The organism is Aquimarina sp. 2-A2, assembly GCF_045505135.1.
GTDB lineage: Bacteria > Bacteroidota > Bacteroidia > Flavobacteriales > Flavobacteriaceae > Aquimarina > Aquimarina intermedia.
The window spans coordinates 442,883-468,940 of record NZ_JBJKFI010000003.1 but is presented as its reverse complement, the minus strand read 5'-3'; the positions used below and the strand labels follow the sequence as shown (position 1 = coordinate 468,940).

Sequence of the window (26,058 nt, the reverse complement as noted above, 5' to 3'; positions counted from 1 at the left end):
CGCCCAACTACTTTCTGTAATTGGGCGTTTTTTATAACCCAATCCCGATATGCATGCAATGCACACTCTGTGACGGTCAAACAGTACATTTTTGCGTTATCTCCTCCCGTGACTATTATCGTTGCACGATGTGTGATGGTGTTCAGTTAGACACACAACAACGGTTATCACCCGAAAAAGAAGAGGACCGTTATACATTACATAAGAACGATATTAACGATACAGGTTATCAAAAATTTGTAATGCCATTGGTAGATGCAATTAAAAAAAAACATTCTGAAAATGATATAGGACTCGATTTTGGATGCGGTACAGGCCCGGTGATAGCTGAGCTACTTCTAACATCCGGATATCATATAGAAAAATATGATCCTTTTTTTGCTCAGGACTATAGTGTTTTTGAACAGACTTATGATTTTATATTTTGCTGCGAAGTTATTGAGCATTTCTATAGCCCTAAACAAGAATTTTCTTTGTTGCATACACTTTTAAAACCTAAAGGGAAATTGTATTGTAAAACTAATCTCTTTCTTCCCTCTATAGATTTTAAAAACTGGTGGTATAAAAATGATAGCACTCACGTCTTTTTTTACAGTAAAGACACGATAAATTATATTAAGCAAGCTTATAACTTTTCAAGTGTATGTATAGAAAAAGAATTTGTTGTTTTTGAGAAATAACTATAGTTTCTTAGCTTCTTCCCAAAAAACATCCATCTCTGCCAATGTCATCTCATCCAGAGATTTATTGAGTTGTTTTGCTTTCTGCTCAAGGTATTGAAAGCGTTTGATAAATTTTTTATTAGTACGCTCCAGTGCATCTTCGGGGTTGATTTTCAAAAATCTAGCATAATTAATCATAGAGAACAAAACATCCCCAAACTCAGCTTCCATCTTGTCAACATTATTCTCTGAAACCTCTTGTTGAAGTTCATTGAGCTCTTCTTTTACTTTTTCAAAAACCTGTTGGGGCTCTTCCCAGTCAAATCCAACTCCTGCCACTTTATCTTGTATACGACCGGCTTTAACTAACGCCGGTAAGGACTTTGGCACCCCTTCAAGAACGCTCTTTTTTCCTTCTTTCAACTTTAGGTTTTCCCAATTACGCTTGACGTCTTCTTCATTTGCGACCTGGACATCTCCATAGATATGAGGATGTCGATGAATTAGCTTTTTACGAATGCTATTTGCAACATCTGCAATATCAAAAGCATTAGTTTCACTTCCTATTTTAGCATAAAAAATTATATGGAGTAACAGATCACCTAATTCATTCTTGACTTCCTCCAGATCATTATCCAGTATGGCATCTCCTAATTCGTAGGTCTCCTCGATAGTAAGATGTCGTAAACTTTGCAAGGTTTGCTTCTTATCCCAAGGACATTGCTCACGCAGTTCATCCATGACGGTTAACAGCTTATCAATGGACTTGAGTTGTTCGGATCTTGAATTCATATACTTATTATAACTGAACGTTTTGCATTATTTGTTGTGCAGCTTTGAACTCACTAATCATTTGCTCCACAATCACTGCTGCAGGTTTAATATCATGAATTAAACCCGAAACCTGACCAATTTCTAATTCTCCTTCTTCCATATCCCCTTCAAACATGCCTTTTTTGGCTCTTGCTCGTCCAAGTAATGTTTGAAGCTCTTCTATCGTAGTCCCCTTGCTATATAATGCATGCACGTCTTCATAGAATTTATTTTTTAATAATCTAACAGGTGCTAATTCTTTCAACGTAAGTTGGGTATCACCTTCTTTGGCTTCGACCACACGTTGTTTAAATATAGGATGAGAAGATGCTTCTTCACTGGCAACAAAACGACTTCCTACTTGAACCCCATTAGCTCCCAAAGCCATAACAGCAAACATTGCTGCCCCTGTGGCTATACCTCCGGCAGAAATTAAGGGAACACTTATTTTTTCTTTTACCATTGGTATAAGTGCTAAGGTAGTAGTTTCATCACGTCCATTATGTCCACCTGCTTCAAATCCTTCAGCCACTACAGCATCCACTCCTGCGTCTTGTGCTTTTAGCGCAAATTTTAAGCTACTTACGACGTGAACCAGCGTTATCCCCTTTTCTTTTAAAAATTGCGTATAGGTTTTTGGATTCCCTGCGGATGTAAAAACAATCTTAACTCCTTCGTCTATTATAATCTGGAGTATTTCTTCCAAATTTGGATATAGCATAGGAACGTTAACCCCAAAAGGATTCTTTGTAGCCTGTTTACATTTTTGAATATGTTCTCTAAGCACATCAGGATACATAGAACCTGCTCCTATTAATCCTAATCCACCGGCATTACTAACCGCACTGGCTAATCGCCAACCACTGGCCCAGATCATTCCGCCTTGTACTATTGGATACTTAATATGAAAGAGTTCTCTTATCGTTTGCATAGACTTTAATTGTTTTATTCAAAAGACTCAAATATCAGCATAAATTATCTTGAACGCTAATTTTGAAAAAGTAGTTCGTTATTTGACATTAAGAAATTACACCGGAACCTATTAATTCATCGTCCCGATACCATGCTACAAATTGTCCTTCGCTAATGGCACTTTGAGCATTTTCAAATACTACATATAAACCTGATGAAGTTTGGTATAATGTAGCTTTTTCTAGCGGTTGACGGTACCTGATTCGAGCCATTACTTGCATGGTTTCACCTTCTTGTAGTGTTAGATCCTTACGCACCCAATGTACTTCATCATTAGTTACGATTAAAGCAAATCGATATAATCCGGGATGGTTTTTACCCTGACCGGTATAAATGGTATTAGTGGTTACGTCAGTTTCTATTACAAATAATGGTTCTGGGGTGCCTCCTACTGCCAGTCCTTTACGCTGTCCTTTTGTATAATAATGGGCTCCCTGATGTTTCCCTACTATTTTCCCCTGATCGGGATGGTAGCTAAATTTTTCTGCTAAAATTTCCAGTTGAGTCTTATCGGATATTGTATTTGATTCAGACTTTACAAAAACTTGATCATCTGAAGCTATTTCGACTATATTTCCTTCTTTCGGCTGTAATTTTTGTTGTAAAAATTCTGGTAAACGAACCTTACCGATAAAACATAAACCTTGTGAATCCTTCTTATCAGCTGTTATAAGATCTTGATTTTTAGCAATTTCACGAACTTCTGATTTCAATAATTCTCCAATAGGAAAAAGCGTTTTTGACAGCTGCTCCTGCGATAGTTGACATAAAAAATAGGACTGATCTTTATTAGGGTCTTTTCCTGCCAGCAAACGGTGAACCGGAATATCATCCACTACTATTGTATCCTTACGACAGTAATGCCCTGTTGCGACATAGTCTGCACCCAGAGACATGGCAATTTTCATAAAAACGTCAAACTTAATTTCCCTATTACATAAAACATCGGGATTAGGTGTTCTGCCTTTCTCGTACTCATGGAACATATAGTCCACTATACGTTCTTTATATTGTTCACTTAAGTCAACAGTTTGAAACGGAATTCCAAGTTTTTCTGCTACCAACAAAGCATCATTACTATCATCTAACCAAGGGCACTCATCTGATATGGTTACAGAATCATCATGCCAATTCTTCATAAACAATCCAATAACCTCATACCCTTGCTCTTTCAAAAGATAGGCTGTTACGCTTGAATCCACACCGCCTGATAAACCTACAATAACTCTTTTCATCTTTTCTACATTCAATCTGCAAAAATAATAATTAAAAAAGCAATGCCTAAGCATTGCCAGAAGGTTTTATCTATGTTGATATATTAAGATCTTATATTATTTTGCACGTAAAGGAAATGTTTTTTGCTCAGTTAATTTACCATCTTTATAATAATTCCAGATGCCATCCTTACGATCATGTTTGTAACTTCCTTCTATAAGTAAAATACCTTCGGGATCATAATACTTAGTAAGCCCATGCAATTGATCGTTTTCATACGTGAATTCTTTTATGAGCGCACCTTGTTCAGAATAAATGAAACGGCGGCCTTCTCTCTTTCCGTTTACATAAGTCACGCGCTCTGTAAGCTGACCATTGGGAAAATAAGTGAGTTGTTCTCCATCTACCTTATCATTTTTATAAAATTCGGTCATCATGAGCTTATCAGAATTATTGTGATAGTATTCCCATCTTCCCACTCTTTTTTTGTTTAATAGTGTCCCCTTACTCATAAGCCTTCCTTTTTGCGAAAAATAACTGATATGTACGGTATCCGTTTTCTTTGAAAATACCTTAATAGCTGTGGGCTTGTTTCCGCTACCGGGCTTGTAGAATTTAAATTCCCCTATTTCTTTTCCATGCTCAAAATTTCCCTCATAACGTAATTGCTTTGAATTCTCATACGTTTTTTGCCATTTCCCATGTCGTTTACCATCTGCATCGTAAAGATTATAACTTTGAGCGATACTTGTAGCTGAAGTCATCCACAAAAAAGAAATTATAAAATAGTATTTCATACATTAAAAACTTTACCTATCTGTATTTCAAAAAATATGCCAGCAGCAAATTACTAATTTTTTAAATTTATAATCATGTCTCTGCTGTTTCTTTAGACATTTCTTAAACCCTTGTAAACAAACCTTTAAGGATTGTTAAAATTTAAACGCTTAACTTTTGTTTAACTTTTATTTATAAAACATTAAACAAAATATACCGTTCTTTAGGGTGAACAAATTTAAAACTTAAAATCATGAAAATTATTTCGAACATTGGAAAATTTGCAATTATTGCAGCGCTTGTTTTAGGAGTTTCGTCATGTAGTGATGATGACGATGGTGACTTTGTAGAGCTTGAGACAAACTTAGTTTTGACCGCTACTGCTGATAGTGAATTATCCTCTCTAGTTGCTGCATTAGGAAAAGCAGAATTAGTAGCAACACTGAATGGATCCGGACCCTTTACAGTACTCGCACCGACCGATGCTGCCTTTACTACTTTTTTAGAAGCTAACAATTATGCCAGCATAAATGATGTACCTGTAGAAACATTAAAGCAGGTTTTATTAAACCATGTGATACCAGGGGAATTTACAGCTGCTGCTTTAAAAGCTGAAGGTACAGGATATGCCGAAACAGCCTCTACTGCTGGTCCTAATGGAGAGAATATCAGTATTTATTACAATGCTACGGGAGATGTAGTTTTTAATGGAGGGAAAAGTAATGGTGGCGGAAAAGTAACCACTGCTGATATCGAAGCGACTAATGGAATAATTCATAAGGTTGATGCTGTTATTGAACTTCCTAAAGTAACCACATTCGCTGTTGCTGATGCTAGATTTTCTACGCTTGTAACTGCCTTGACTGATGCTAATTTAGTAGGTGCTTTACAGGTAGAAAACGGCACAGGAACGCCAGAAGCTCCATTTACTGTATTCGCTCCAACAAATGACGCGTTTGCAAAATTGTCAGCTGTACCAACAGGTAGTGCATTAACAGATGTATTATTATTGCATGTTATTGAGAAGAACAATGTTACTTCCAGTGAACTAACAACGTCTACAGTAGTATCTCTTGGTGGGAATTTGGATATTGATGCTACGGCCGTAACCGTTAAGGGAGAAGGTAATGCCGAAGCCAGTGCTATTATTATCACTGACGTACAAAGTACTAATGGAGTGATTCACGCTATTGATCAAGTGCTATTACCAATGTAATATTTTTTAGAGTACACAAACTAAAACTTATAATGAAAAACCCCATATTATCAAGATAATATGGGGTTTACTATTTGAAATACTTATTACTTATTTCTTCTTTTTTTGTTGTTCTGCTTGTTCCATCATCTCTTTCATCTTCTGCTGAAACTTACTTTGTTTTTTCGGTTTCTTTTTATTCTCTTGAATTCTAGCATGAATTTTTTCATCATCAATAATCACATTTTTGATCACTAACATAATTCCGATAGTAATCAAGTTGGAAACAAAATAATATAAGGATAAACCACTTGCATAATTATTAAAGAAAAATAACATCATCAACGGTGATAAATACATAATGAATTTCATGTTAGGCATCCCCGGTTGGGTTTGCATATTTTGACCGGTGGTCATCATCATATAAATAAAAATCGCTATCGAAGCCAATATTGGAAACAAGCTGATGTGATCTCCATAAAAAGGAATATAAAAAGGAAGCTCTGCAATGGTATCATAACTGGAAAGGTCATCAGCCCAGAGGAAACTTTTTTGACGCAGTTGAAACGCGCTTGGGAAAAAGTTGAAGAGCGCATAAAAAACTGGAATCTGCATTAGAGCAGGCAGACAACCACTCATAGGACTAGCGCCCGCTTTACTATACAAAGCCATGGTCTCCTGTTGCCTTTTCATAGCATTGTCCTTATGCTTCTCATTGATTTCATTAATCTCCGGTTTAAGCACCTTCATTTTAGCCTGTGACACGTAAGATTTATATGTTACAGGAGACAAAACGATACGAACTATGATAGTCATCACGATAATCGCAACACCATACGATGGTAAGAAGCTACTTAAAAAAGCGAAGAATGGTATAAACAAATACCTGTTGATCCACCCAAATATTCCCCATCCTAAAGGAACAATCTCATCAAGGTTTTTATTATAATCACTTAAGATTTTATAATCCGTAGGACCATAATACCAATTCATGGCATAATTAAGTTCTCCTGATTGTAGCTCTAAAGGCATTGTAGACGAAAACTCTTTTGTTACCTGTACATCCTTATCATCCAAGTCCTTAATTTCAGCTACATTCTTAGAAGTAAATTTAGCTTTGGTAAAAGGAGTATTGGTCAAAAGAACGGAGGAAAAGAAATGTTGCTTATATGCGATCCAACTCACCGCTTCTTCCTCGTCATCCGTAAATTCACCTTGTCCCAAATAATCGTATTTATCACCCTCATATTCATAATGCAATTGTGTATAGCGATTTTCATAAGACGCACTTTTTGCATGACGAATTCCTTGTAACTTCCAATCTAACGAAATTGGTTGACTGCTATTAATAATACCCTGTAATCCTTGAGATCTAATTGAAAAATCAATCATATATTCATTAGGCTTGAGCTCATAACGGTATTCGAGGAATTTTGCATCCGATACCTTTAATCGCATGGTCAAAACAGTATTCTCGCCATTCTTACTTACCGTAGGCTCAAAAAATAAATCTGAAGTATTTAAAATCCGATTATCCGTGGTACCAAAATTTAGATTTAACGAAGCATTTTTGCCGTCTTTAATTAAGTATACCGGAACAGAATCGTATGTTTTGAAATTTTTAAGTAGAGCTTCAGAAATATACCCCCCTCTATTATCAATTTTTAGGCGCAACACCTCATTTTCGATAGTAGTTACCGCTTCTTGCGCAGATGGCAAGCCTGCAGAATATGCAAATGCTCCCAATTGGGTTTTTGCTTCTTCTATAGCTGTAGAATCCTGTGGGTTGGCTATTAAAGCTTCATTCTTTTGTACGAATTCAGCTTCCGCCGGTTTATCTTGAACATTTTGAGCATCAATTTGTTCTTGCTTAGCTTTTTCTGCTTCTAACTCCTCTTGAGTAGGTTGATTTTGATAAAGTAACCAGACCAGAATAACTCCGATTAATACAAATCCAATAATTGAATTAAAGTCAAACTTCTTTTCTTCCATTTAAATAAGTGTAAAAGAATGCAATGTTTATGTAAACATTCTTAAAATTAAAATATATATTCTCAACTATCAACTTTCCAGCCAATAGCTATGATTGTGTCACTTTGGCGCTTACTTTGTTTTTTGAAAATATCATAGCTGCTTTAGTAAAGGCAACAAAAAGCGGATGCGGATTAGCTACGGTACTCTTGTATTCAGGATGATATTGCACTCCCACGAACCATGGATGATCCTCGACCTCAACGATTTCCACCAATCCGGTCTTAGGGTTTGTACCAGTAGTTTTAAGTCCTGCTTTTTCCAGTTGTTCTTTGTAGGCATTATTATACTCATAACGGTGTCTGTGACGCTCCGATATCAGGGTTTTACCATAAGCCTCAAAGACTTTGCTCCCCTCTACAAGCTCACAATCCCACGCACCTAAACGCATGGTTCCTCCCATGTCCGTTATGCTCTTTTGCTCTTCCATCAAACTAATCACCGGAGACACTGCTTTTTCATCAACTTCGATAGAACACGCATCTTTTAGTCCTAAAACATTACGCGAATACTCAATTACCGCCATTTGCATTCCCAAACAAATCCCAAAAAAAGGAATTTTATGTTCACGAGCATACTGTACTGCTTTTATTTTGCCTTCAATTCCTCGTTCGCCAAATCCCGGTGCCACCAGAACTCCATCGAGGTGAGCTATTTTATTTTTTATAGTCTTATCATCAATATATTCTGAATGAATACTCTCAATATTTACACGAACTTCATTCTCAGCTCCTGCATGAATAAAAGCTTCTAATATCGATTTATATGAATCCTGAAGCTCCACATATTTTCCAATTAAACCGATAGTTACTTCATGTTTTGGATTTTTATGACGTAGTAAAAAATCATTCCATTTCTCTAAATTAGGCTCGTCATCATCGCGAAGTACCAGTCGATTTAGCACAACGGTATCCAAACCTTCTTCTAACATCAAATTAGGAACATCGTAAATTGTGGATGCATCGATAGATTGAATAACTGCTTCTTGTTTAACATTGCAAAACAAGGCAAGTTTTTTACGCAAATCTTCCGATAGCTCATGCTCAGTTCTACACACCAGAATATCCGCCTTAATACCGCTTTCCATCAGTGTTTTAACACTATGTTGCGTTGGTTTGGTTTTTAATTCTCCGGCGGCTGATAGATAAGGAATTAAGGTTAAGTGAATAACCAATGCATTATTATCTCCTAATTCCCATTTTAACTGGCGTACAGATTCTATATAAGGTAACGATTCAATATCACCTACCGTACCTCCGATCTCTGTAATCACAATATCATAATCTCCGCTCTTACCTAAGATCTGTATACGCTCTTTGATTTCATTAGTAATATGAGGTACTACTTGAACAGTTTTTCCCAAAAACTCTCCCCTTCTCTCCTTCTCAATAACGCTTTGATATATCCTACCGGTGGTCACATTATTCGCCTGTGAGGTGGCTGTGTTAAGAAAACGCTCGTAATGTCCTAAATCCAAATCAGTTTCTGCACCATCATCAGTGACATAACATTCTCCATGTTCATAGGGATTTAGCGTTCCAGGATCAACATTTATATATGGGTCTAATTTTTGAATGGTAACGCGATAACCTCTTGCTTGCAAAAGTTTTGCTAGAGAAGCTGCAATGATACCTTTACCTAATGAAGAAGAAACTCCTCCTGTTACAAAAACATATTTGGTATTAGCCATATACTTTTAAAATTAATCAGATTGTAGTAAAATTTTGCGCAAAAGTACAAAGAACTGACGAAACTGGAGCTTGAAAAATTAGCATTCTTTTTAGAAAGCCAGGATTATACTATCAAAAGAAGAAACTAAAATATGTTAGATAAAACAGCTCTAAAACCTGAAACAAAAAAAATCTCACCCTTTTTGGATGAGATTTATAAGATAAGTATCAGAAAAGCTTATTCTTCTTCTTCCGATTTAACCTCTTGATCAACTGAGAAATCAGTTATTCCTTTATTTTGAAGGATATTATACCATTGAATTACTTTTTTAATATCACTAGGATACACTCTCTCCTCATCATAGTTAGGCAAAACTTCGCCAAAATAAGACTCCAGTTTAGCTTTTGATTCTTTATGATTGATCGCCTGACCACCATTTTCCTTTTCCTGAATATTCTTAAAAATATCTTTTAAAGGTACTTCTTCGGTAGTTGTATAAATAGCGATCTCACTCAGTACACTAACGTTATTTCTCATGTTGACAGTAAGTCGTTTTCCATCTGCCAGTGATTCTGCTACAAACCCGGTACGTGTTTGTGCTTTTAATTCGTATAACCCCGGTTTACCCGAAATTGCTAATATTTTCTCTAAACTCATATATTTTTTTTCAATGCTGGCAAATATCCACTGTTCTTTTTAAAAAGTCAAAGGATATACCCGCTAAATTTATCTTAAATATTCATACTTGCTTCTTCTATAAAGCAAGCTACCTTCCTTTTTTCATTAGTGGAAAACGCATACGGTAGTCCATTTTTATTTTTCCCTTAGAAATGTTAGCCAGTTTACCTTTTATTAAACGCTTTTTTAAACTAGACAATTTATCGGTAAATAAAACTCCTTCAATATGATCATATTCGTGTTGTATCACACGGGCAGCTAATCCATCAAACGTTTGGGTATGCGCATTTAAATTCTCGTCTAAATATTCGATAGTGATTCTTTCTTTTCTAAAAACATCTTCTCTCACATCAGGTATACTCAAGCATCCCTCATTGAACGCCCATTCTTCTCCCGATTCATCAGTAATAACAGGGTTGATAAACACTTTCTTAAAATCCTTAAGACTTTGCTGTTCTTCTTCAGTAAGATCCTCATCCTCTGCGAAAGGAGAAGCATCCACAAGAAATAATCGAATTGATAATCCGATTTGTGGAGCAGCAAGACCCACACCATGCGCATTATACATAGTCTCAAACATATTTTCGATCAATTCGCTCAAGTTGGGATAATCTGCCTCAATTGCTTTTGCTTTCTTTTTTAAAACAGGATCGCCATAGGCAACAATGGGTAAAATCATAAAAAATATTCTAACTAATTAATTTCTTTATTTTCTTATAGGTTATACAAATAATCCTGTAAGATTATTGTAGCACTAATTTGATCGACCAGCGCTTTATCTCTTCGTTTCTTTTTTGAAATTCCGCTGGCTATCATGGTATCAAAAGCCATCTTTGATGTAAAACGTTCATCAATCCGCTTTATTGGAATGTCTGGAATACTTTTTTGAAGACTCTCAAGAAATGGCTGTATTAGTGCTTCGGTTTGGGAAGCCTCTCCATGGAGTCGTTTTGGCTCCCCTACAACAAACAATTCTACCGCTTCTTTAGCAACATACTCCTTAAGCCACATTAAAAGTTCTTTAGTATTGACCGTCGTAAGACCTGAGGCTATAATTTTTGACTCATCGGTGACAGCAATACCGCACCGCTTACTTCCATAGTCAATTGCCAAAATTCGTGCCATCGTTACTTTTCTGCAAAAGTAAGATTTATTATAAAAAGACCCTAATTTTAAATGAATCCCTAAAAAGCGAGTAGTATTCTGTAATTTAACATTAAGCTATTATCTTTGTTGAAAAAATCACACCAAATGAATAAACTCAAAGAGATAATTGAAAATGCATGGTCTAATCGAGATCTTTTGAAAGAAACTCAAATACAAGATGCTATACGTGAGGTTGTAGACTTATTGGACGCTGGTAAACTGCGTGTTGCAGAACCCACAAGCTCAGGTTGGCAGGTAAATGAATGGATCAAAAAAGCTGTAGTGCTCTATTTCCCTATACAAAAAATGGAAACTCTGGAAGCGGGTATTTTTGAATATCATGATAAAATTCCTTTAAAAAGTGGCTACGAAGCGAAAGGAATTCGTGTTGTTCCCAATGCAGTTGCTCGTCATGGTGCCTATATCTCCTCCGGCACTATTTTGATGCCCAGCTACGTTAATATTGGTGCCTACGTAGATGAAGGTACCATGGTAGATACCTGGGCTACAGTAGGAAGTTGTGCTCAAATCGGTAAAAACGTACATTTGAGTGGTGGTGTCGGTATCGGCGGAGTGCTAGAACCATTGCAAGCAGCTCCTGTTATCATAGAAGACAATGCTTTTATAGGGTCTCGTTGCATCGTAGTTGAAGGTGTGCGCGTGGAAAAAGAAGCTGTATTGGGAGCGAATGTGGTACTTACAGCCTCTACCAAAATTATAGATGTTACCGGTGACACCCCGGTTGAATCAAAAGGATTAGTTCCTGCCGGATCCGTTGTGATCCCAGGAAGTTACACAAAAAAGTTTCCTGCAGGTGAATATAATGTACCCTGCGCTTTAATTATCGGAAAAAGAAAAGAAAGCACCGATAAAAAAACATCGCTTAACGATGCTTTACGTGAATATAACGTAGCTGTCTAAGTTTCAATAAAAATGCCATAAACCGCTACAACTCGTTCTATAAAAGGTTGTTGCGGTTTATTTTATTGCAAAAAGTTTACTTTAACTTAAAATTTCAGTAATATTGCGGTAACATTGAAACCCAAATCTTGTGATCCCTTACTTTATCCATGTCAAACTACTTGGCAGAAGGCTCTTGCTTGTCGCGGCCTTATATCAAATTTGTAGAGTTTTATTTTTTATACTCAATGCGTCCTCATTTCCTACTATTACTATTTTTGAGTTCATTGGTGGCTTACGCTTTGACTTTTCTACAATAGCGTACACTAATTTAATCATAATTCTAGCACACACTGTTCCCGGGAATTTCAAAAACTACAGTTTATATCAAAAAATACTTAAAGGTTTCTATTTTATAATAAATGCTATTTTCATTACTACAAACTTTGTAGACATGGAATATTATAAATTTACGGGAAAAAGAAGCTCCTACAGTATGATAACAGCAAAGGGTATGGAGAATGAAATACCTGGCTTAGTCTTATCATTTATGACAGAATTTTGGTATATCATATTTCTTTTAGCAGCAGTACTCTTTCTCTTTTGGAAATCTATACCAAATGTAAAGGACACAAATGAGCAAGTCGAATATTCCTTGAAGAATATAACGGTAAGCACGCTAAGCTTTATAGCTATTCTTGGGTTAAGTATTCTAATTGGACGAGGAGGAACACAACGCAAACCTTTAAAAAGAGTTGATGCAATTCATTATGGTAGTCCACAAACAAGCGCCTTGGTGCTTAATACTCCGTTCTCCATTATAAAAACATTATCTAAAAAAGAAGATTTAGCCGTTCCAACTTACTTTACGCCAGAAGAGTTATCAAAACATTTTAATCCTGTTAAAAAGTTCTCCAGCACCACTCCCTTCAACAAGAAAAACGTAGTTGTTTTAATTTTAGAAAGTTTTGGTAATGAGAATGTTGGCACTAAAGGGGAGGATAACAGTTACACACCTTTTCTTGACTCCTTGATCACGCAATCGTTGTTCTTTAAAAACGGTTTTGCAAACGGAAGACTATCTATTGACGCTGTACCCTCTATCCTCTCTAGTATCCCTAGTCTAATGGATAACAATTTCATTCAATCAACCTACGCCTTTAATAAAATCAAAGGTCTTCCAAAAATTTTAAAGGAACAGGGGTATAAAACCTCCTTTTTTCACGGAGCATTTAATGGAAGTCAGAATTTTGATCAATACGCAAAAATAAGTGGTTTTGATGCCTATTATGGGAAAAACGAGTATCCCTACGAAGGTGGAGAGGATGGAAGATGGGGCATTTTTGATGAAGAGTTCATGCAGTATTTCGGAGAGGAATTAACAAATTTTAAATCCCCGTTCTTTACTACCCTATTTACAATCTCTTCGCATAATCCATATATAATACCGGAGAAGTATAAAAATAAATTTCCAAAAGGGACAACAAAAATCCATGAAACCATAGGCTATTCTGATTACGCTTTACAAAAGTTTTTTGAATTTGCTAAAACGCAAAAATGGTATGATAATACACTCTTTGTATTATCTGCGGATCATACGTCATCTGGAGGAAAAGATTTTTACAATACGAGTTTAGGCAAATTATCAATCCCCATTCTATTTTTTGACCCCTCAAATGATCAATTAAGAGGTATTAGTGAAAAAAACTTTCAGCAGATCGATATTCTTCCGTCTATTTTAGAGTACCTTAATTACCAAGGAGAAATTTTAACTTTTGGAAATAAATTATCTGATGACAATCGTATGATTGCATGTTATCAAAATAATGCATATCACTTTGTTAAAAACGATTATTATCTCATCTTTGACGGAAATAAAACTTTAGGGTATTATAATTGGAAAAAAGACAGGAATCAAGAACATGATTTAGCAGAAGTTCGAGTGCAAGAACGACTCCACTTTGAAACGGAAGCCAAAGCTTATATTCAATCTTTTAATAGCCGAGTGGTAAACGATCAACTTATACCAGATTGATGAAAATTTTAGTTATTCAGCAAAAAATGATAGGAGACGTTTTAACGAGTACTATTATCTGCGAGTCTTTAAAAGAGAAATATCCCGCATCAGAAGTCGTTTACCTGGTTAATACCAGTACCATTCCCGTACTCAAGGAGAATCCTTCTTTTGATAGAATCATTGAATTCAAAAAGGAAAACAGAGATAGTAAATTTGCATTCATTAAATTTTTAATAAAAATTAGAAATGAAAAATTCGATCTTGTGGTTGACGCCTACGGGAAGTTAGAAAGCAATTTAATCTCATTATTCTCAAACGGTAAAGAGAAAGTTTCTTTTTATAAAAAGTATACACATTGGATTTACACAAAAACAATACCCCGTGTAGCAAACCCTATAACTAATGCTAGTACTGCAATAGAAAACAGATTACGGCTTGTTTATTCGGAATCTGAATTGGTTCAGAATATTAAACGTCCAAAGATCTATCTCACTACTGATGAAAAAGAAGCAGCCAAACGTTTGTTGGTAATCCATAAGATTTCATCTAATGAACCTTTGTTTATGATTAGCGTTCTTGGTAGTGAAGATATCAAAACATTACCCTTTTCTTATATGGCAACGCTGCTTGATGAGATTGTAAAAACTACAAATGGCTCAATAGTATTCAATTATATTCCCTCACAAAAAGAAGCTGCAAGAAGTATTTATAATTTAACTCAACCTGAGACGCAACGTAAAATTCATTTTGACGTCTTTGGAAAAAGTCTTCGGGAGTTTATGGCTATTGTATCACAATGCACTGCATTAATTGGAAATGAAGGTGGAGCTGTTAATATTGCAAAAGCACTTAACAAACCAACTTTTACAATATTTTCACCTTGGATTATCAAAAAAGACTGGAATATGTTTGAAGACGGAAAAATACATGACTCGATTCACTTGATCGATGTGAAACCGGAGCTATACGGCTCAACATCCCCAAAAAAGATGAAAAAAGAGTCTTTAGAATTATACAAAGAATTTACCCCAGATCTGATTATCGAAAAACTGAATCTGTACCTAACTCAATTTTCGAATCAAAAATAAACATAATGTAGTAAGCTTTAAATTTTGGTCTATTCAAAAGTTGAAGGCTTCAATTAATTTTTATTTGCTCATTACAACCTAATAAAATTATGCAAAACACTGTAAAACTCTCAGGAGTTATTATAACATATAATGAAGAACGTAAGATTGAGACCTGCCTCAAATCACTACAAGGAGTTGTAGATGAAATTGTAGTTGTAGACTCTTTTTCAACCGATAGAACTGAGGAAATTTGTAAGCAATATGATGTTAAATTTATTAAACAACAATTTCTAGGATACAAAGAACAAAAGAATTTTGTCATCTCTCAAGCGTCTTACGATCATATCATCTCCTTGGATGGTGATGAAGCGCTCTCTGAAGAACTGCAAGAAACGATAATTGCATTAAAGTCAAATTGGGTTCATGACGGGTACTACATGAATCGCTATAATAATTTTTGTGGACAATGGATTAATCACTCTGATTGGTATCCCGATAGAAAATTGAGGGCTTTTGTAAAAGGTAAAGGAGAATGGAAGGGTATTAATCCCCATGATTCTTACAAACTCTACAATCCAAAAAATAGCGCTAAGCTAAAGGGAGATATCCTGCATTGGAACTATCCAACCTATAGCGCGTTTAATCAACAAATTGAAAAGTTCTCTACTATTTCTGCTTACTCGTATTATAAACTGGGAAAAAAATCATCACTTAGAAAATTATTCTTCAATCCTTCATGGGCGTTTTTCAAGTCATATATTCTAAGGTTAGGCTTTTTGGACGGCATTAACGGTTTTGTAATTTGCTCTCAAACCGCTAATCTTACTTTTCTAAAATATTTGAAACTAAGAGAGCTTCATAAAAACAACGGTAAACTAGATAACTAATCCCTTTTTTGCCAAAATAGAAGCCTCTTTTTTAGTCGTTTTTTCCGGTAGAACTTATGTTGAAAATCTTCAGTATTTTTCCACATTAGATTCAGGATATCTTGCTCGTTCTCACCAGTACATTTAGCGTATTCATTGCTCATAATCTCGATCATGGATCGGTGAATCGTGAGTTTTGCAAAGTTTTTAATACGAGTTTCAAAATCCATCTTACCAAATTTCATTCTATTGAGGTCTACCAGATAAAACTCATAACCATCTTCTTTTCGAACTATTAGAGTATTACCGGGTGAATGATCAAGAAAATTAACTCCCTTTTGATGAAGCTTATACGTAAATCGAGTGAATGCTCGAAGGATATTTTCATAATCAGGAATACTAAAATCGGTCGTTAGCTCCCTGTATGTCAAGTCACATACCACCAATTCACTTAGATAGTAACTTTTTTTAAATAAAAGAGGTGTAAATTCTATTTGATAAGCTATTGGTTTCGGCGTACCTATACCTAATTCAAGTAATTGTTTAGCATACGCATAAGATCTCTCTGCTTTTGATTTTCTAAAAAATCGATAAGCAATCTGATTAATTACATTAGGAATCTTAAATGATTTAATAGTAATCTTCTCTCTTTCAAAAGGCACTACTTTAATGACATTCCGCTCAGCATCACCTAAGGTTTCAGAGTACATAGTAAACTCTTCAATAGAAGTACTTATTTCAGTTCTTTGAGCGCTGTAATTTTTATCAACTACTAATTCCTTTCCCATATATTAATATATTGGGAGCAAAGATACTTAATTTCAATTTTTATCATAATTTTAAACCCTCTATTGCACATCTATTGTCAACGACCATAAGTGCATTAGAATTGTTAGTTATAAAAACATTACTATGAAATATTCCCCGAAATGTTCACTAATTATTTCAACATATAACTGGCCAGAAGCATTGGACTTAGTTTTACAAAGCGTTTTGAGACAATCCGTTTTACCTGACGAAGTTATTATTGCTGATGATGGTTCAACGAATCAGACTGAAGTGCTCATTAATAATTTTCAAAAAACATTTCCCATACCAATAAAGCACATATGGCAAGAAGATAATGGCAATCAAAAAGCTATGATCATGAATAAGGCAATAGCTCAGGCTTCATATGAATATATAGTTGAAGTTGACGGAGATATTATAATGCACAAACATTTTATAAAGGATCATCTAAAATTTGCCGAAGCCAACTATTATTTATTTGGAAGTAGGGTAACTCTTAAAAAGAGTCATCTGCACAAAATATATCATAATAAACAAATAACTTTTAATTATTTTTCTAAAGGTATTAAGAAGCGAGGAAGAACTATCCACTTTCCATTTCTAACAAAATTTTTTAAACCCGTAGACCAGAGATCGTCAAAGTTTAGAGGCTGCAATGTATCTTTCTGGAAAGAAGACTTTATAAAAGTTAATGGTTACAACGAAGCGTTCAAAGGTTGGGGAAGAGAAGATAGTGAATTAATTGAGCGGATGCATAATAATGGTATTAAAGGCAAACGGTTAAAATTCGCAGGACTTGCTTATCATCTTTATCATCTAGAGCAAAGTAAAAACAGGTTGAAAAATAATGACTTAATTGAGCAGCAGACCATTGCAAACAAAGTAATACGAACTATTGATGGTATTGATAAATATCTATAAATTCTTGAGTAACTATGTATACATTAATTTTTTATAAAAATCAAATGTGCTTTTAGCTAAAGTTTCCTTAGTAAAATTACTTAAGAGCTTTTTATGCGCTTGTAAAGTTAATTTTTCTTTAAGACCTTTTTCAAGAAATATTCTTTTAACCTGCTTACCAAGAGATTCATGATCTCCAATATCTGCCAACAAACCTGTCTCTTCATGAATTACAACCTCAGGAACACCTCCTGCTCTTGTAGACACTACTGGTGTTTTATATAGGAAAGATTCTAAAATCGACATGGACAGCCCTTCTCTATTAGAAGTCATTAAAAAACAATCAAAAAACTCTAAATATTCTCTTGCGTTTTCCATGAACCCCAATATATGTACCCGATCCGAAAGGCCATTTGCATCTATAAAGTTTTTATAGTCTCGGGTTCTCTTACTTTCTCTGCCAATTTGAACAAAAACTAAGTTTTTATTTTTCTCGATGTTGATCAAATAATTTGCAGTACTAAAAAAACTCAATAAATCCTTTGCATCAGTGTGGTTAGCAATATTACCGACGATTCGAATATCTGATTTTAAGGACAGTTGTTTTCTTAAATCTATATTCGGACTTTTTGCATCACTCCCCTTTTCTAAATTAATACCGTCATAGACGACACCAGTCTTATTATGGTTTTTTTGATAGAGAACATTTTTTTTAAAATTATCCTCCACAGACTTAGAAATACAGTAATACCTGTCAATTTCGGTATTATTATATTTTATTTTACTCAATAAATTCTTTTTTCTAATCATACCATTCATAGTGAACACTACCTTACACTTCACCCCCTGTAATTTACTGATAATCAAGAAATCTTTTAAAAAACTACCCGTATGTATATGTAAAATATCTGGTGAATAGTTTCTAATTATTGAATTTATTCCTTTTAGATAGCGAATATTAAAACCTTTTTTTCTATCGATTCCAATGAAGTTGATATTATTAGCTAATGAATAGTTCTCTAAAGCTGAATTATTAATACAAATTAATAGATTTTCTACTCCTAAACCGGTGACACCCTCAAGAAGATTAACCATTTGTTGTTCTCCCCCACCCCAAGTTGAGGCATATGAAATATGTAAAACTTTCACTAGTCAATTAATTTTAGACAAATATATAGTAATTTAGATTTTTAATTAATGTTAAACAAAGGTAAAAATGAAAATATTAATCGTGGACAAATCAGGCATTATCCCTACAATCAATTATGGGGGAACCGAACGTGTCATATGGGGGCTTGGAAAGGAACTAACCTTGTTAGGTCACGAAGTTTTCTATTTAGTAAAAGAAGGTTCAACCTGCGATTTTGCTGAGATTCTTGTCTTAAAGGATGAAATAAATATTGAAAGTCAAATACCAAAATATATTGATATAGTTCATTTAAATTTTAGACTCAAACAACCTATAACCTCTAAACCTTATTTGATTACAATGCATGGAAATCCTTCTAAAGAAGAATTGATAGATATAAACACTGTTTTCATATCAAAAAACCAAGCCGAACGTTACCAATCTTCCATGTATGTTCATAATGGACTTGATTGGAGTGATTACCCAGCACCCAATCTTGATACAGAAAGAACCTACTTTCACTTTTTAGGTAAAGCAGCATGGAAAGTGAAAAATGTTTTTGGTGCCGCCAAAATAGCACTCGAATCGAATAATAAACTTCACATCATGGGAGGAAAACGATGGACCTTCCGGAATTTGAAAAGAGGATTCGGTTATGTACTCAATCCAAAGATTATTTTTAGAGGCATGGTAGATAATAATGTCAAGATGGATATTATGAAAAACTCTAAAGCGTTGTTATTCCCTGTTAGTTGGCATGAACCTTTTGGACTGGCAATAATAGAAAGTTTATACGCTGGCTGCGCAGTCTTTGGAACTAAAAATGGTTCTTTACCCGAGCTAATAACTCCTGAAGTAGGTTTTATCGGAGACTGTTCCTCAGAAATCGTTAAAGCAATACAGGAATTTGATTACAATCCAAAGCTATGTCATGAATATGCTACGAAGTACTTCAATTCAAATAGGATGGCTGAGTCTTACGTCATATTATATAAAAAAATATTGTCAGGGGATACTTTAAACCAGAAAGTACCTCAATATGATATAGAAAATAACAAGATTGCTATTTTTAATTGACTATGATTTTAAAAAATTAAGAATCAATTTAAGAGTTTCAAGATTCATTCTTCAAAAGTTAATAGATACTAATAAAATTAACTTTCATCTTAGTACTAACTAAGCCTTTTATTTCTGGTATCACAGTAAAATTTGGAAAGTTTACGCTTATATAAATTAGGCTTATTTTTTGTAAATTTAATTGTAATCTTAAAACCTAAATATGATGAAAAAATTTTTTTATTTGATCGGAATTTTCGGAATTCTAAATCTATCTTGTGAGAAAGATCCGGACACTTTTTTCGTAGAAAACGAAATCTCTCAACCAGAGAAAAATGAAATTAATTCTTTCGACAGTTGGGATGAATTTCACAAAACCTATTCTAAATATTCAAAAATAAATGATTTAGAAGAGTTAGAGGCAATTTCTTTTTATAGAATAGAAAAAGACACAAGCCAATATTCCCCGGCATTACAAGCCATTCTTAACGCAAACAATCAGTTTAAAATAAATGGTGAAATCATAGAACTGGAAAATGGTATTTTTAAAAAAACTAAAAATAATAACAATGTTCAGGAGTTTGAAAATGTTGGGAGGGTTTCTACAGTCTCAATTCCAGCGGATAATTTAATAGATGAAAAAGCTACAAATTTAAATACGAACAACAGAACTTTATATAAGTATTGGTTGTTTTATCAACAGAATTATATTGATTGCAGGAATGGAACTAATCATGGCTCTGCTCCAAGATATTTCAGGTATCTTCATCAAGTGCTTGCTGAATATTTGGTAACAGGTGCTCAATACAATTATAGCCTATATCTAAGATTATATTTAGAATACAATCACAGAAGTGGTTCTTGGAGATTATCTGGAGAGAGACGAGAAATATCAATCAACGTTACTGATAGATCACGTTTACCAAATCCACCTCAACCGGATCAGAGTGGAAATCCTTCAACTTATAATTTAGTTTATAATAATCATTGCTCATCACATCAAATTTTTCTACTTAGATGGACTTATGACATAGGGCCTTCATATCACCCTTATTGGATTGTTGATTTGAAAGGTACAATTAAACAAAAAATGACTGGAGAGAGCGAAGCGAATAGATGGACTCATTATGTTTCTTGGTAATTTTTAGCTAGTAGTTGCTATAGTTCTCGAAGAGAAATAAATAAATTTATATTACTAACTACTGTTAAATTATAAATTAAAATCTTTTATAGTGAAGCCTCCTAACCGAGGCTTCTTTTGTATTTTTGCCTTTCTAAATTAAACTAATGGATAAGCAACGAGAAGAAACAGCACAAGCCTTAACTGTGCTCAAAAAAGGAGGTTTAATCCTCTACCCTACAGACACCGTTTGGGGAATTGGATGTGACGCCACCAATGCAGAGGCTGTTGATAAAGTATTTGCGCTTAAAAACAGAATTGAGAGTAAAGCACTTATTTGTTTAGTAAGCGACTTCAAGATGTTACAACAATATGTTGAAGAAGTTCCAGAAGTTGCCTATGATATTTTAAAATATGCAAAAAAGGCAACTACGATCATCTATGACAGACCGTTAAGAGTTGCTGAAAATTTGATTAGTGATGATAATTCCTTGGGAATACGTGTCGTTAGAGATCCTTTTTGTGGAAAATTAATTAAAAAATTTAAGCGTCCTATAGTATCGACATCTGCAAATATTAGCGGAAAAGCTACCCCCATGCGTTTTGAAGAAATATCAAAAGAGATTTTGGAAGGCGTAGACTATATCGTAAATTTGCCACTTCAGAATAAAAATACCAAACCATCTGCTATTATTAAGATTGGCGGGGATAGTACGGTAAAAATTATCAGGAAGTAAATTGATTCATGTCGCAAATTAAACACTATACGGATGCCTTGTCGCATCCCATTTTTGAAACCGTTTCAAAAGCCGCCCAAAACCTTTCTTTAGATAGCTATGTGATTGGCGGATTTGTAAGAGATTTTTTTTTAAAACGGGGAGATGTTAAGGATATTGACATTGTAGCCATTGGTAGCGGTATCGCCTTAGCAAAAGAAGTTTCCAAAAATTTACCAAATTCTCCCAAAGTTCAAATTTTCAAAACGTATGGCACGGCTATGCTTCGTGCACAGGATATTGAAGTAGAATTTGTAGGAGCTCGTAAGGAGTCTTATCAGGCAGATAGTCGAAATCCTGTCGTAGAAGATGGGAGTCTTGAAGATGATCAAAACCGCAGAGACTTTACAATCAATGCACTGGCATTAAGCCTAAGCAGCAAAAACTATGGTGCTTTACTAGATCCCTTTGACGGACTTGCAGACCTAAAATCTAAACTGATTCGTACGCCGCTCGATCCAACAATTACCTATTCTGATGATCCTCTGCGTATGATGCGGGCAATACGTTTTGCTTGTCAATTGAACTTTACGATTGAAGAAGCATCTCTTAAAGCTATCAAAAGTAATAAAGACCGTATTGAAATTATAACACGTGAACGGATTGTGGATGAGCTTCATAAAATTATGCTTAGCCCCAAGCCTTCAATAGGTTTTTTGCTCCTTGAACAAACAGGCTTATTAGATTATATATTACCGGAGCTTATGGCTCTAAAGGGTATTGACGAAGTAGAAGGACAGCGTCATAAGGATAATTTTTATCACACCCTGGAGGTTGTTGATAATATTTCAGAAAATACAGATAACCTCTGGTTACGGTGGGCTGCTCTCTTACATGATATTGGTAAGGCTCCCACAAAACGATTTACAAAAAAAGCTGGCTGGACATTTCACGGACATGAGTTTGTAGGTTCAAAAATGGTCTATAAACTTTTTAAAAGACTCAAAATGCCTCTGAACGACAAGATGAAATTTGTCCAAAAAATGGTATTAATGAGCTCTCGTCCAATAGTCATTGCTAGTGATGTTACCGATTCTGCGGTACGTCGTCTGATTTTTGATGCAGGAGAATATATTGATGATTTGATGACCCTTTGCGAAGCAGACATTACGACCAAAAACCCTAAACGCTTCAAAAAATATCATAATAATTTTAAAGTGGTACGTCAAAAAATGATCGAGGTAGAAGAGCGAGATCATGTACGTAATTTTCAACCGCCGATTTCTGGTGAAGAAATTATGGAAACTTTTAATCTTAAGCCTTCCAGAGAAATTGGGGTTTTGAAAGAAAAAATAAAGGAAGCAATTCTCGAAGGTGAAATTCCAAATGAATATGAAGCTGCGTATGAGTTTATGCTTAGAGCTGGTGAAAAACTTGGCTTAAAGCCATCGGACCTCAAAAAACAATAGCGCTTGCATCTTAAAAGGTACTTGTATAGAATCGATCATAAAATATAAGGGTATGCCAAATAGTAAAAAGAATAGTACCACTCGTGGTAAACGTACATTCAGATCTCTGGTAATCGTGTCTGTCATTCTGATTTATCTAATAATAATAGCCGGAGCTGTAGTACGTATGACAGGATCCGGAATGGGATGTCCAGATTGGCCTAAATGTTTTGGATACTACATTCCACCCACCGATGCAGAGCAAATTCAATGGAAAGCTAATCATGCGTATAATAAAGGTGTGATTGTTATACAAAACGATGTATTAAGAATTGCTGATAAAGATTTCACTTCCGGTAATGTCTATAAACCTACAAACTGGCAACCTTATACTAAACATGATTATGCCAAGTTTAATGTATGGCACACCTGGATCGAATACATTAACAGACTTGTCACGGTTCTTTCAGGAATACCTATTTTACTTATGTTTTTCCTTTCTTTTCGTTACCGGAAAGAAAATTTATGGATTCCCGCTTTGGCAACCATCACGATCCTTTTTATGCTATTTCAATCCTGGTTAGGAAAAACTGTAGTAGATTCTAACTTGTTACCTTTTAAAATAACAATTCATATGGTGATGGCATTTTTAATTCTTGCCGTCTTACTTTTTCTTTTATTCCAAACCAAAAGTTCCTTTAAAAAGCTGAAGATCTCTAAAACGTTCAAATTACTTTTTCTTTTTTCGTTATTTCTTACGCTGATTCAGGTAATACTAGGTACTCAGGTACGTCAATATGTTGACGAACAAATAGATCGTCTGGGAGAATACGCAAAAGCTGAGTGGCTTAATCCGCCGACAGTCATGTTTTATGTACACCGTTCTTTTTCTATTCTTATAGTTATTTTGAATGTTTGGCTACTTCTCCAGAATAGAATCAAAAAACTTGGATTACAAAAATTGAATTGGGTGCTTGTTGTAATAGGACTGGAAGTATTTACAGGAATTTTAATGTATTACTTTGATTTCCCTTTCTTATCTCAACCTCTGCATTTGGTTTTATCTTCGTTACTTTTCGGAATCCAATTTTATATTTTTCTGGAGATTTTTATTGGACAAAAAAAGCTGCAAACATCCTCTTAATGGACTCAAAACTTCTCTCTAGTCTAAAAACTAGTTTGTATCTTTGTTACTTCAAAAAACAGCTTAAATGATTTATCGCTTTAGAATAATTCTGGACACCGAAGAGGATGTGTTTAGAGACATCGAAATTGAAAAAACAGCTACCCTAGAGGAGTTCCACAACGTTATTACGCAATCGTTTAGCTTTGATGGAACTGAGATGGCTTCGTTTTATACAAGTGATGAGCAATGGTCTCAAGGTGAAGAAATCTCATTATTTGATATGAGTGATGGTAATAATCCCGTACGACTAATGGCCGAAACCAGATTAGAGGATGTGGTCTATGAATCTTCTCCCCGACTTTTATACATCTACGACTTTTTGAGCATGTGGACGTTTATGGTAGAACTGGCCGAAGTAGCTGAGTTTGAAAACGGCCGTGAGTATCCTAACGTTATGTTTGTACATGGCCAACTACCTGATCAAGCGCCGGACAAAGAATTCAAAGCAGATCCTGAAGATGACTATGATGCCTATGATGATGATGAAGGTTTTGTTGACCTTGATGATTATGACGAGATGGATTTCAATGAAAATTGGAATTAATACTAAGCTTCCCGCATAAAATTCATTTTTTTCAGTTTTATAACTTAGCAGTACCCTAACTTAATGATAGTATGATCAACTTATACAGTACGCAAATAGAATCACTTTCTGTTCACCGTATCGGTAACAAAAGTAGAAATGAAAATATCTTTTTATCGGATGCACCTTATGGTCTGAATGATGAATTAACAGCATTGCTTAAAGAATATTTCTTTAAACCTTTTAGAGACAAGGAAGAAAATTATTTTCAGTTTGCTAATGAAGTGGATGTAGAATTTAACCCACTGTATAAAATTGTCACCGAAATTTTTGAGACTCCTTCTACTGCTCATGAAAAATCCAAAAGAATTGCATCATTATTATATGAACAATCACAACATCCTCATATTAAAAGTGGTGAGGTGTACGTAACGTATTTAGAGAATGTAACGATCGATAATGAAAAGGTGTCTGCTATCGGAATTTTCAAATCTGAGCTTAAACATGATTTTCTTCAATTTGAAGAAAAAGGGAGTCACCTTGAATTATTACTTCAGCAAGGTGTGAATCTCAATAAACTTGATAAAGGTTGCTTGATCTTCAATTTTAAAAAGGAAGAAGGATATAAAGTATTATCTGTTGACTCCAACCGCTATGACACCAAATACTGGTTAGAACATTTTTTAGGTGTGACAGCATTTGCCGACAATAATTTTTTCACAAAGAAATACATGAAATTCTGTGAGGACTTCTCCAAAGATGTAGTGCTCCCTGCCGAAGATAAAAAGGAACAAGTAATGTTCATGAACCGTGCAGTTAATCATTTTGCAAAAAATGATAATTTTGAGGAGACAGCTTTCTTAAATGAGGTGATTGACAATCCTGATTTAATTCCGGAATTCAAACATTATAAAACAGAAAAAGCACCTAAATATCAGATAGAAGATCTTACCAATTTTCCTATTGCAAACACCGCAGTTACTGCAGCAAGAAAGAAAATGAAGAATGTAATTAATCTGGATACTAATATTCAAATCAAAATGGATTTTATCAACCCAGAATCTGCTGAAAAATTTGTTGAAAAAGGCTGGGATGAGGAGAAACAGATGTATTATTATTTGGTATACTTCAATAAGGAACAAAAGGATTAGATAAAAAAAGAAGGTGATTTATATAAT

Annotated in this window: 25 protein-coding genes; 14 read left to right on the top strand and 11 right to left on the bottom strand. The window is 34.7% G+C overall.

All coding sequences use genetic code 11. The annotated features are described in order from the left end of the window. Positions 1 to 53: 53 nt before the first annotated feature. Positions 54 to 680 (top strand): class I SAM-dependent methyltransferase, encoded by a 627-nt coding sequence (locus ACJRPK_RS10535; RefSeq protein ID WP_407139862.1) that lies wholly within the window; start codon positions 54 to 56, stop codon positions 678 to 680. Here the strand turns inward: ACJRPK_RS10535 and mazG are convergent, their stop codons facing one another. The 4 genes from mazG to ACJRPK_RS10515 all read right to left on the bottom strand — a co-directional run bounded on the left by mazG (position 681) and on the right by ACJRPK_RS10515 (position 4,459). After that, positions 681 to 1,454: a nucleoside triphosphate pyrophosphohydrolase gene (gene mazG, locus ACJRPK_RS10530; RefSeq protein ID WP_407139861.1), complete on the bottom strand. Its 774-nt coding sequence runs from the start codon at positions 1,452 to 1,454 to the stop codon at positions 681 to 683. A gap of 7 nt (positions 1,455 to 1,461) precedes the next feature. After that, the gene (locus tag ACJRPK_RS10525; protein ID WP_407139860.1) at positions 1,462 to 2,406 is read right to left on the bottom strand and encodes an NAD(P)H-dependent flavin oxidoreductase; all 945 of its coding nucleotides are present in this window, start codon (positions 2,404 to 2,406) and stop codon (positions 1,462 to 1,464) included. 88 nt (positions 2,407 to 2,494) lie between these two features. Next, positions 2,495 to 3,682, bottom strand: a complete 1,188-nt coding sequence (gene mnmA, locus ACJRPK_RS10520; RefSeq protein WP_407139859.1) for a tRNA 2-thiouridine(34) synthase MnmA — start codon at positions 3,680 to 3,682, stop codon at positions 2,495 to 2,497. A 96-nt stretch (positions 3,683 to 3,778) separates the two neighbouring features. Next, positions 3,779 to 4,459, bottom strand: a complete 681-nt coding sequence (locus ACJRPK_RS10515; protein WP_407139858.1) for a toxin-antitoxin system YwqK family antitoxin — start codon at positions 4,457 to 4,459, stop codon at positions 3,779 to 3,781. Between the two features lie 233 nt (positions 4,460 to 4,692). Between ACJRPK_RS10515 and ACJRPK_RS10510 the strand changes: the two genes are divergently transcribed. Beyond that, positions 4,693 to 5,655, top strand: coding sequence for a fasciclin domain-containing protein (locus ACJRPK_RS10510; RefSeq protein ID WP_407139857.1), 963 nt, complete (start codon positions 4,693 to 4,695; stop codon positions 5,653 to 5,655). Between the two features lie 90 nt (positions 5,656 to 5,745). Here ACJRPK_RS10510 and yidC read toward each other — a convergent pair whose 3' ends face one another. The 5 genes from yidC to ruvX all read right to left on the bottom strand — a co-directional run bounded on the left by yidC (position 5,746) and on the right by ruvX (position 11,139). Further along, on the bottom strand, positions 5,746 to 7,626 hold the full coding sequence (gene yidC / locus ACJRPK_RS10505; RefSeq protein WP_407139856.1) for a membrane protein insertase YidC: 1,881 nt from the start codon (positions 7,624 to 7,626) through the stop codon (positions 5,746 to 5,748). Positions 7,627 to 7,714: 88 nt separating this feature from the next. Then, positions 7,715 to 9,355 carry a CTP synthase gene (locus ACJRPK_RS10500; protein ID WP_407139855.1) on the bottom strand — a complete coding sequence of 547 codons (1,641 nt, stop codon included), beginning with the start codon at positions 9,353 to 9,355 and terminating at the stop codon, positions 7,715 to 7,717. A 218-nt stretch (positions 9,356 to 9,573) separates the two neighbouring features. Beyond that, a complete protein-coding gene (locus ACJRPK_RS10495) occupies positions 9,574 to 9,993 on the bottom strand; it encodes a DUF5606 domain-containing protein (protein ID WP_148783686.1) in 420 nt (139 codons plus the stop codon). A gap of 109 nt (positions 9,994 to 10,102) precedes the next feature. Next, positions 10,103 to 10,693 (bottom strand): peptide deformylase, encoded by a 591-nt coding sequence (def, locus tag ACJRPK_RS10490; RefSeq protein WP_407139854.1) that lies wholly within the window; start codon positions 10,691 to 10,693, stop codon positions 10,103 to 10,105. Positions 10,694 to 10,728: 35 nt separating this feature from the next. After that, positions 10,729 to 11,139: a Holliday junction resolvase RuvX gene (gene ruvX, locus ACJRPK_RS10485; protein ID WP_148783684.1), complete on the bottom strand. Its 411-nt coding sequence runs from the start codon at positions 11,137 to 11,139 to the stop codon at positions 10,729 to 10,731. A gap of 126 nt (positions 11,140 to 11,265) precedes the next feature. Between ruvX and ACJRPK_RS10480 the strand changes: the two genes are divergently transcribed. The 4 genes from ACJRPK_RS10480 (at position 11,266) to ACJRPK_RS10465 (ending at position 16,034) form a co-directional block, all read left to right on the top strand. Continuing rightward, on the top strand, positions 11,266 to 12,081 hold the full coding sequence (locus tag ACJRPK_RS10480; protein WP_407139853.1) for a 2,3,4,5-tetrahydropyridine-2,6-dicarboxylate N-succinyltransferase: 816 nt from the start codon (positions 11,266 to 11,268) through the stop codon (positions 12,079 to 12,081). A gap of 433 nt (positions 12,082 to 12,514) precedes the next feature. Beyond that, the gene (locus ACJRPK_RS10475; protein WP_407139852.1) at positions 12,515 to 14,095 is read left to right on the top strand and encodes an LTA synthase family protein; all 1,581 of its coding nucleotides are present in this window, start codon (positions 12,515 to 12,517) and stop codon (positions 14,093 to 14,095) included. Then, positions 14,095 to 15,165: a glycosyltransferase family 9 protein gene (locus tag ACJRPK_RS10470; RefSeq protein WP_407139851.1), complete on the top strand. Its 1,071-nt coding sequence runs from the start codon at positions 14,095 to 14,097 to the stop codon at positions 15,163 to 15,165. The genes ACJRPK_RS10475 and ACJRPK_RS10470 overlap by 1 nt, the downstream gene beginning before the upstream one ends. An 89-nt stretch (positions 15,166 to 15,254) precedes the next feature. Next, on the top strand, positions 15,255 to 16,034 hold the full coding sequence (locus ACJRPK_RS10465; RefSeq protein WP_407139850.1) for a glycosyltransferase family 2 protein: 780 nt from the start codon (positions 15,255 to 15,257) through the stop codon (positions 16,032 to 16,034). Here the strand turns inward: ACJRPK_RS10465 and ACJRPK_RS10460 are convergent. Further along, a complete protein-coding gene (locus ACJRPK_RS10460) occupies positions 16,031 to 16,801 on the bottom strand; it encodes a lipopolysaccharide kinase InaA family protein (RefSeq protein ID WP_407139849.1) in 771 nt (256 codons plus the stop codon). The two genes, ACJRPK_RS10465 and ACJRPK_RS10460, sit on opposite strands and share 4 nt — an antisense overlap. A gap of 124 nt (positions 16,802 to 16,925) precedes the next feature. On the opposite strand from ACJRPK_RS10460, the gene ACJRPK_RS10455 reads away from it, so the two are divergent. Continuing rightward, on the top strand, positions 16,926 to 17,723 hold the full coding sequence (locus ACJRPK_RS10455; protein WP_407139848.1) for a glycosyltransferase family 2 protein: 798 nt from the start codon (positions 16,926 to 16,928) through the stop codon (positions 17,721 to 17,723). Positions 17,724 to 17,735: 12 nt separating this feature from the next. Here ACJRPK_RS10455 and ACJRPK_RS10450 read toward each other — a convergent pair whose 3' ends face one another. After that, on the bottom strand, positions 17,736 to 18,851 hold the full coding sequence (locus ACJRPK_RS10450; RefSeq protein WP_407139847.1) for a glycosyltransferase family 4 protein: 1,116 nt from the start codon (positions 18,849 to 18,851) through the stop codon (positions 17,736 to 17,738). A 67-nt stretch (positions 18,852 to 18,918) separates the two neighbouring features. Between ACJRPK_RS10450 and ACJRPK_RS10445 the strand changes: the two genes are divergently transcribed. From ACJRPK_RS10445 to ACJRPK_RS10415, 7 genes are all read left to right on the top strand, one after another. Further along, positions 18,919 to 19,908, top strand: coding sequence for a glycosyltransferase (locus ACJRPK_RS10445; RefSeq protein WP_407139846.1), 990 nt, complete (start codon positions 18,919 to 18,921; stop codon positions 19,906 to 19,908). 202 nt (positions 19,909 to 20,110) lie between these two features. Further along, on the top strand, positions 20,111 to 21,028 hold the full coding sequence (locus tag ACJRPK_RS10440) for a hypothetical protein (RefSeq protein ID WP_407139845.1): 918 nt from the start codon (positions 20,111 to 20,113) through the stop codon (positions 21,026 to 21,028). Between the two features lie 146 nt (positions 21,029 to 21,174). Then, positions 21,175 to 21,744, top strand: a complete 570-nt coding sequence (locus ACJRPK_RS10435) for an L-threonylcarbamoyladenylate synthase (RefSeq protein ID WP_407139844.1) — start codon at positions 21,175 to 21,177, stop codon at positions 21,742 to 21,744. Between the two features lie 8 nt (positions 21,745 to 21,752). Then, positions 21,753 to 23,192 (top strand): CCA tRNA nucleotidyltransferase, encoded by a 1,440-nt coding sequence (locus ACJRPK_RS10430; RefSeq protein ID WP_407139843.1) that lies wholly within the window; start codon positions 21,753 to 21,755, stop codon positions 23,190 to 23,192. Positions 23,193 to 23,244: 52 nt separating this feature from the next. Further along, positions 23,245 to 24,315: a COX15/CtaA family protein gene (locus ACJRPK_RS10425; RefSeq protein ID WP_407139842.1), complete on the top strand. Its 1,071-nt coding sequence runs from the start codon at positions 23,245 to 23,247 to the stop codon at positions 24,313 to 24,315. A gap of 67 nt (positions 24,316 to 24,382) precedes the next feature. After that, entirely contained in the window at positions 24,383 to 24,901 is a 519-nt protein-coding gene (locus tag ACJRPK_RS10420; protein WP_407139841.1) for an IS1096 element passenger TnpR family protein, read from the top strand. 71 nt (positions 24,902 to 24,972) lie between these two features. Further along, positions 24,973 to 26,031 carry a nucleoid-associated protein gene (locus ACJRPK_RS10415; RefSeq protein WP_407139840.1) on the top strand — a complete coding sequence of 353 codons (1,059 nt, stop codon included), beginning with the start codon at positions 24,973 to 24,975 and terminating at the stop codon, positions 26,029 to 26,031. Positions 26,032 to 26,058 lie beyond the last annotated feature (27 nt).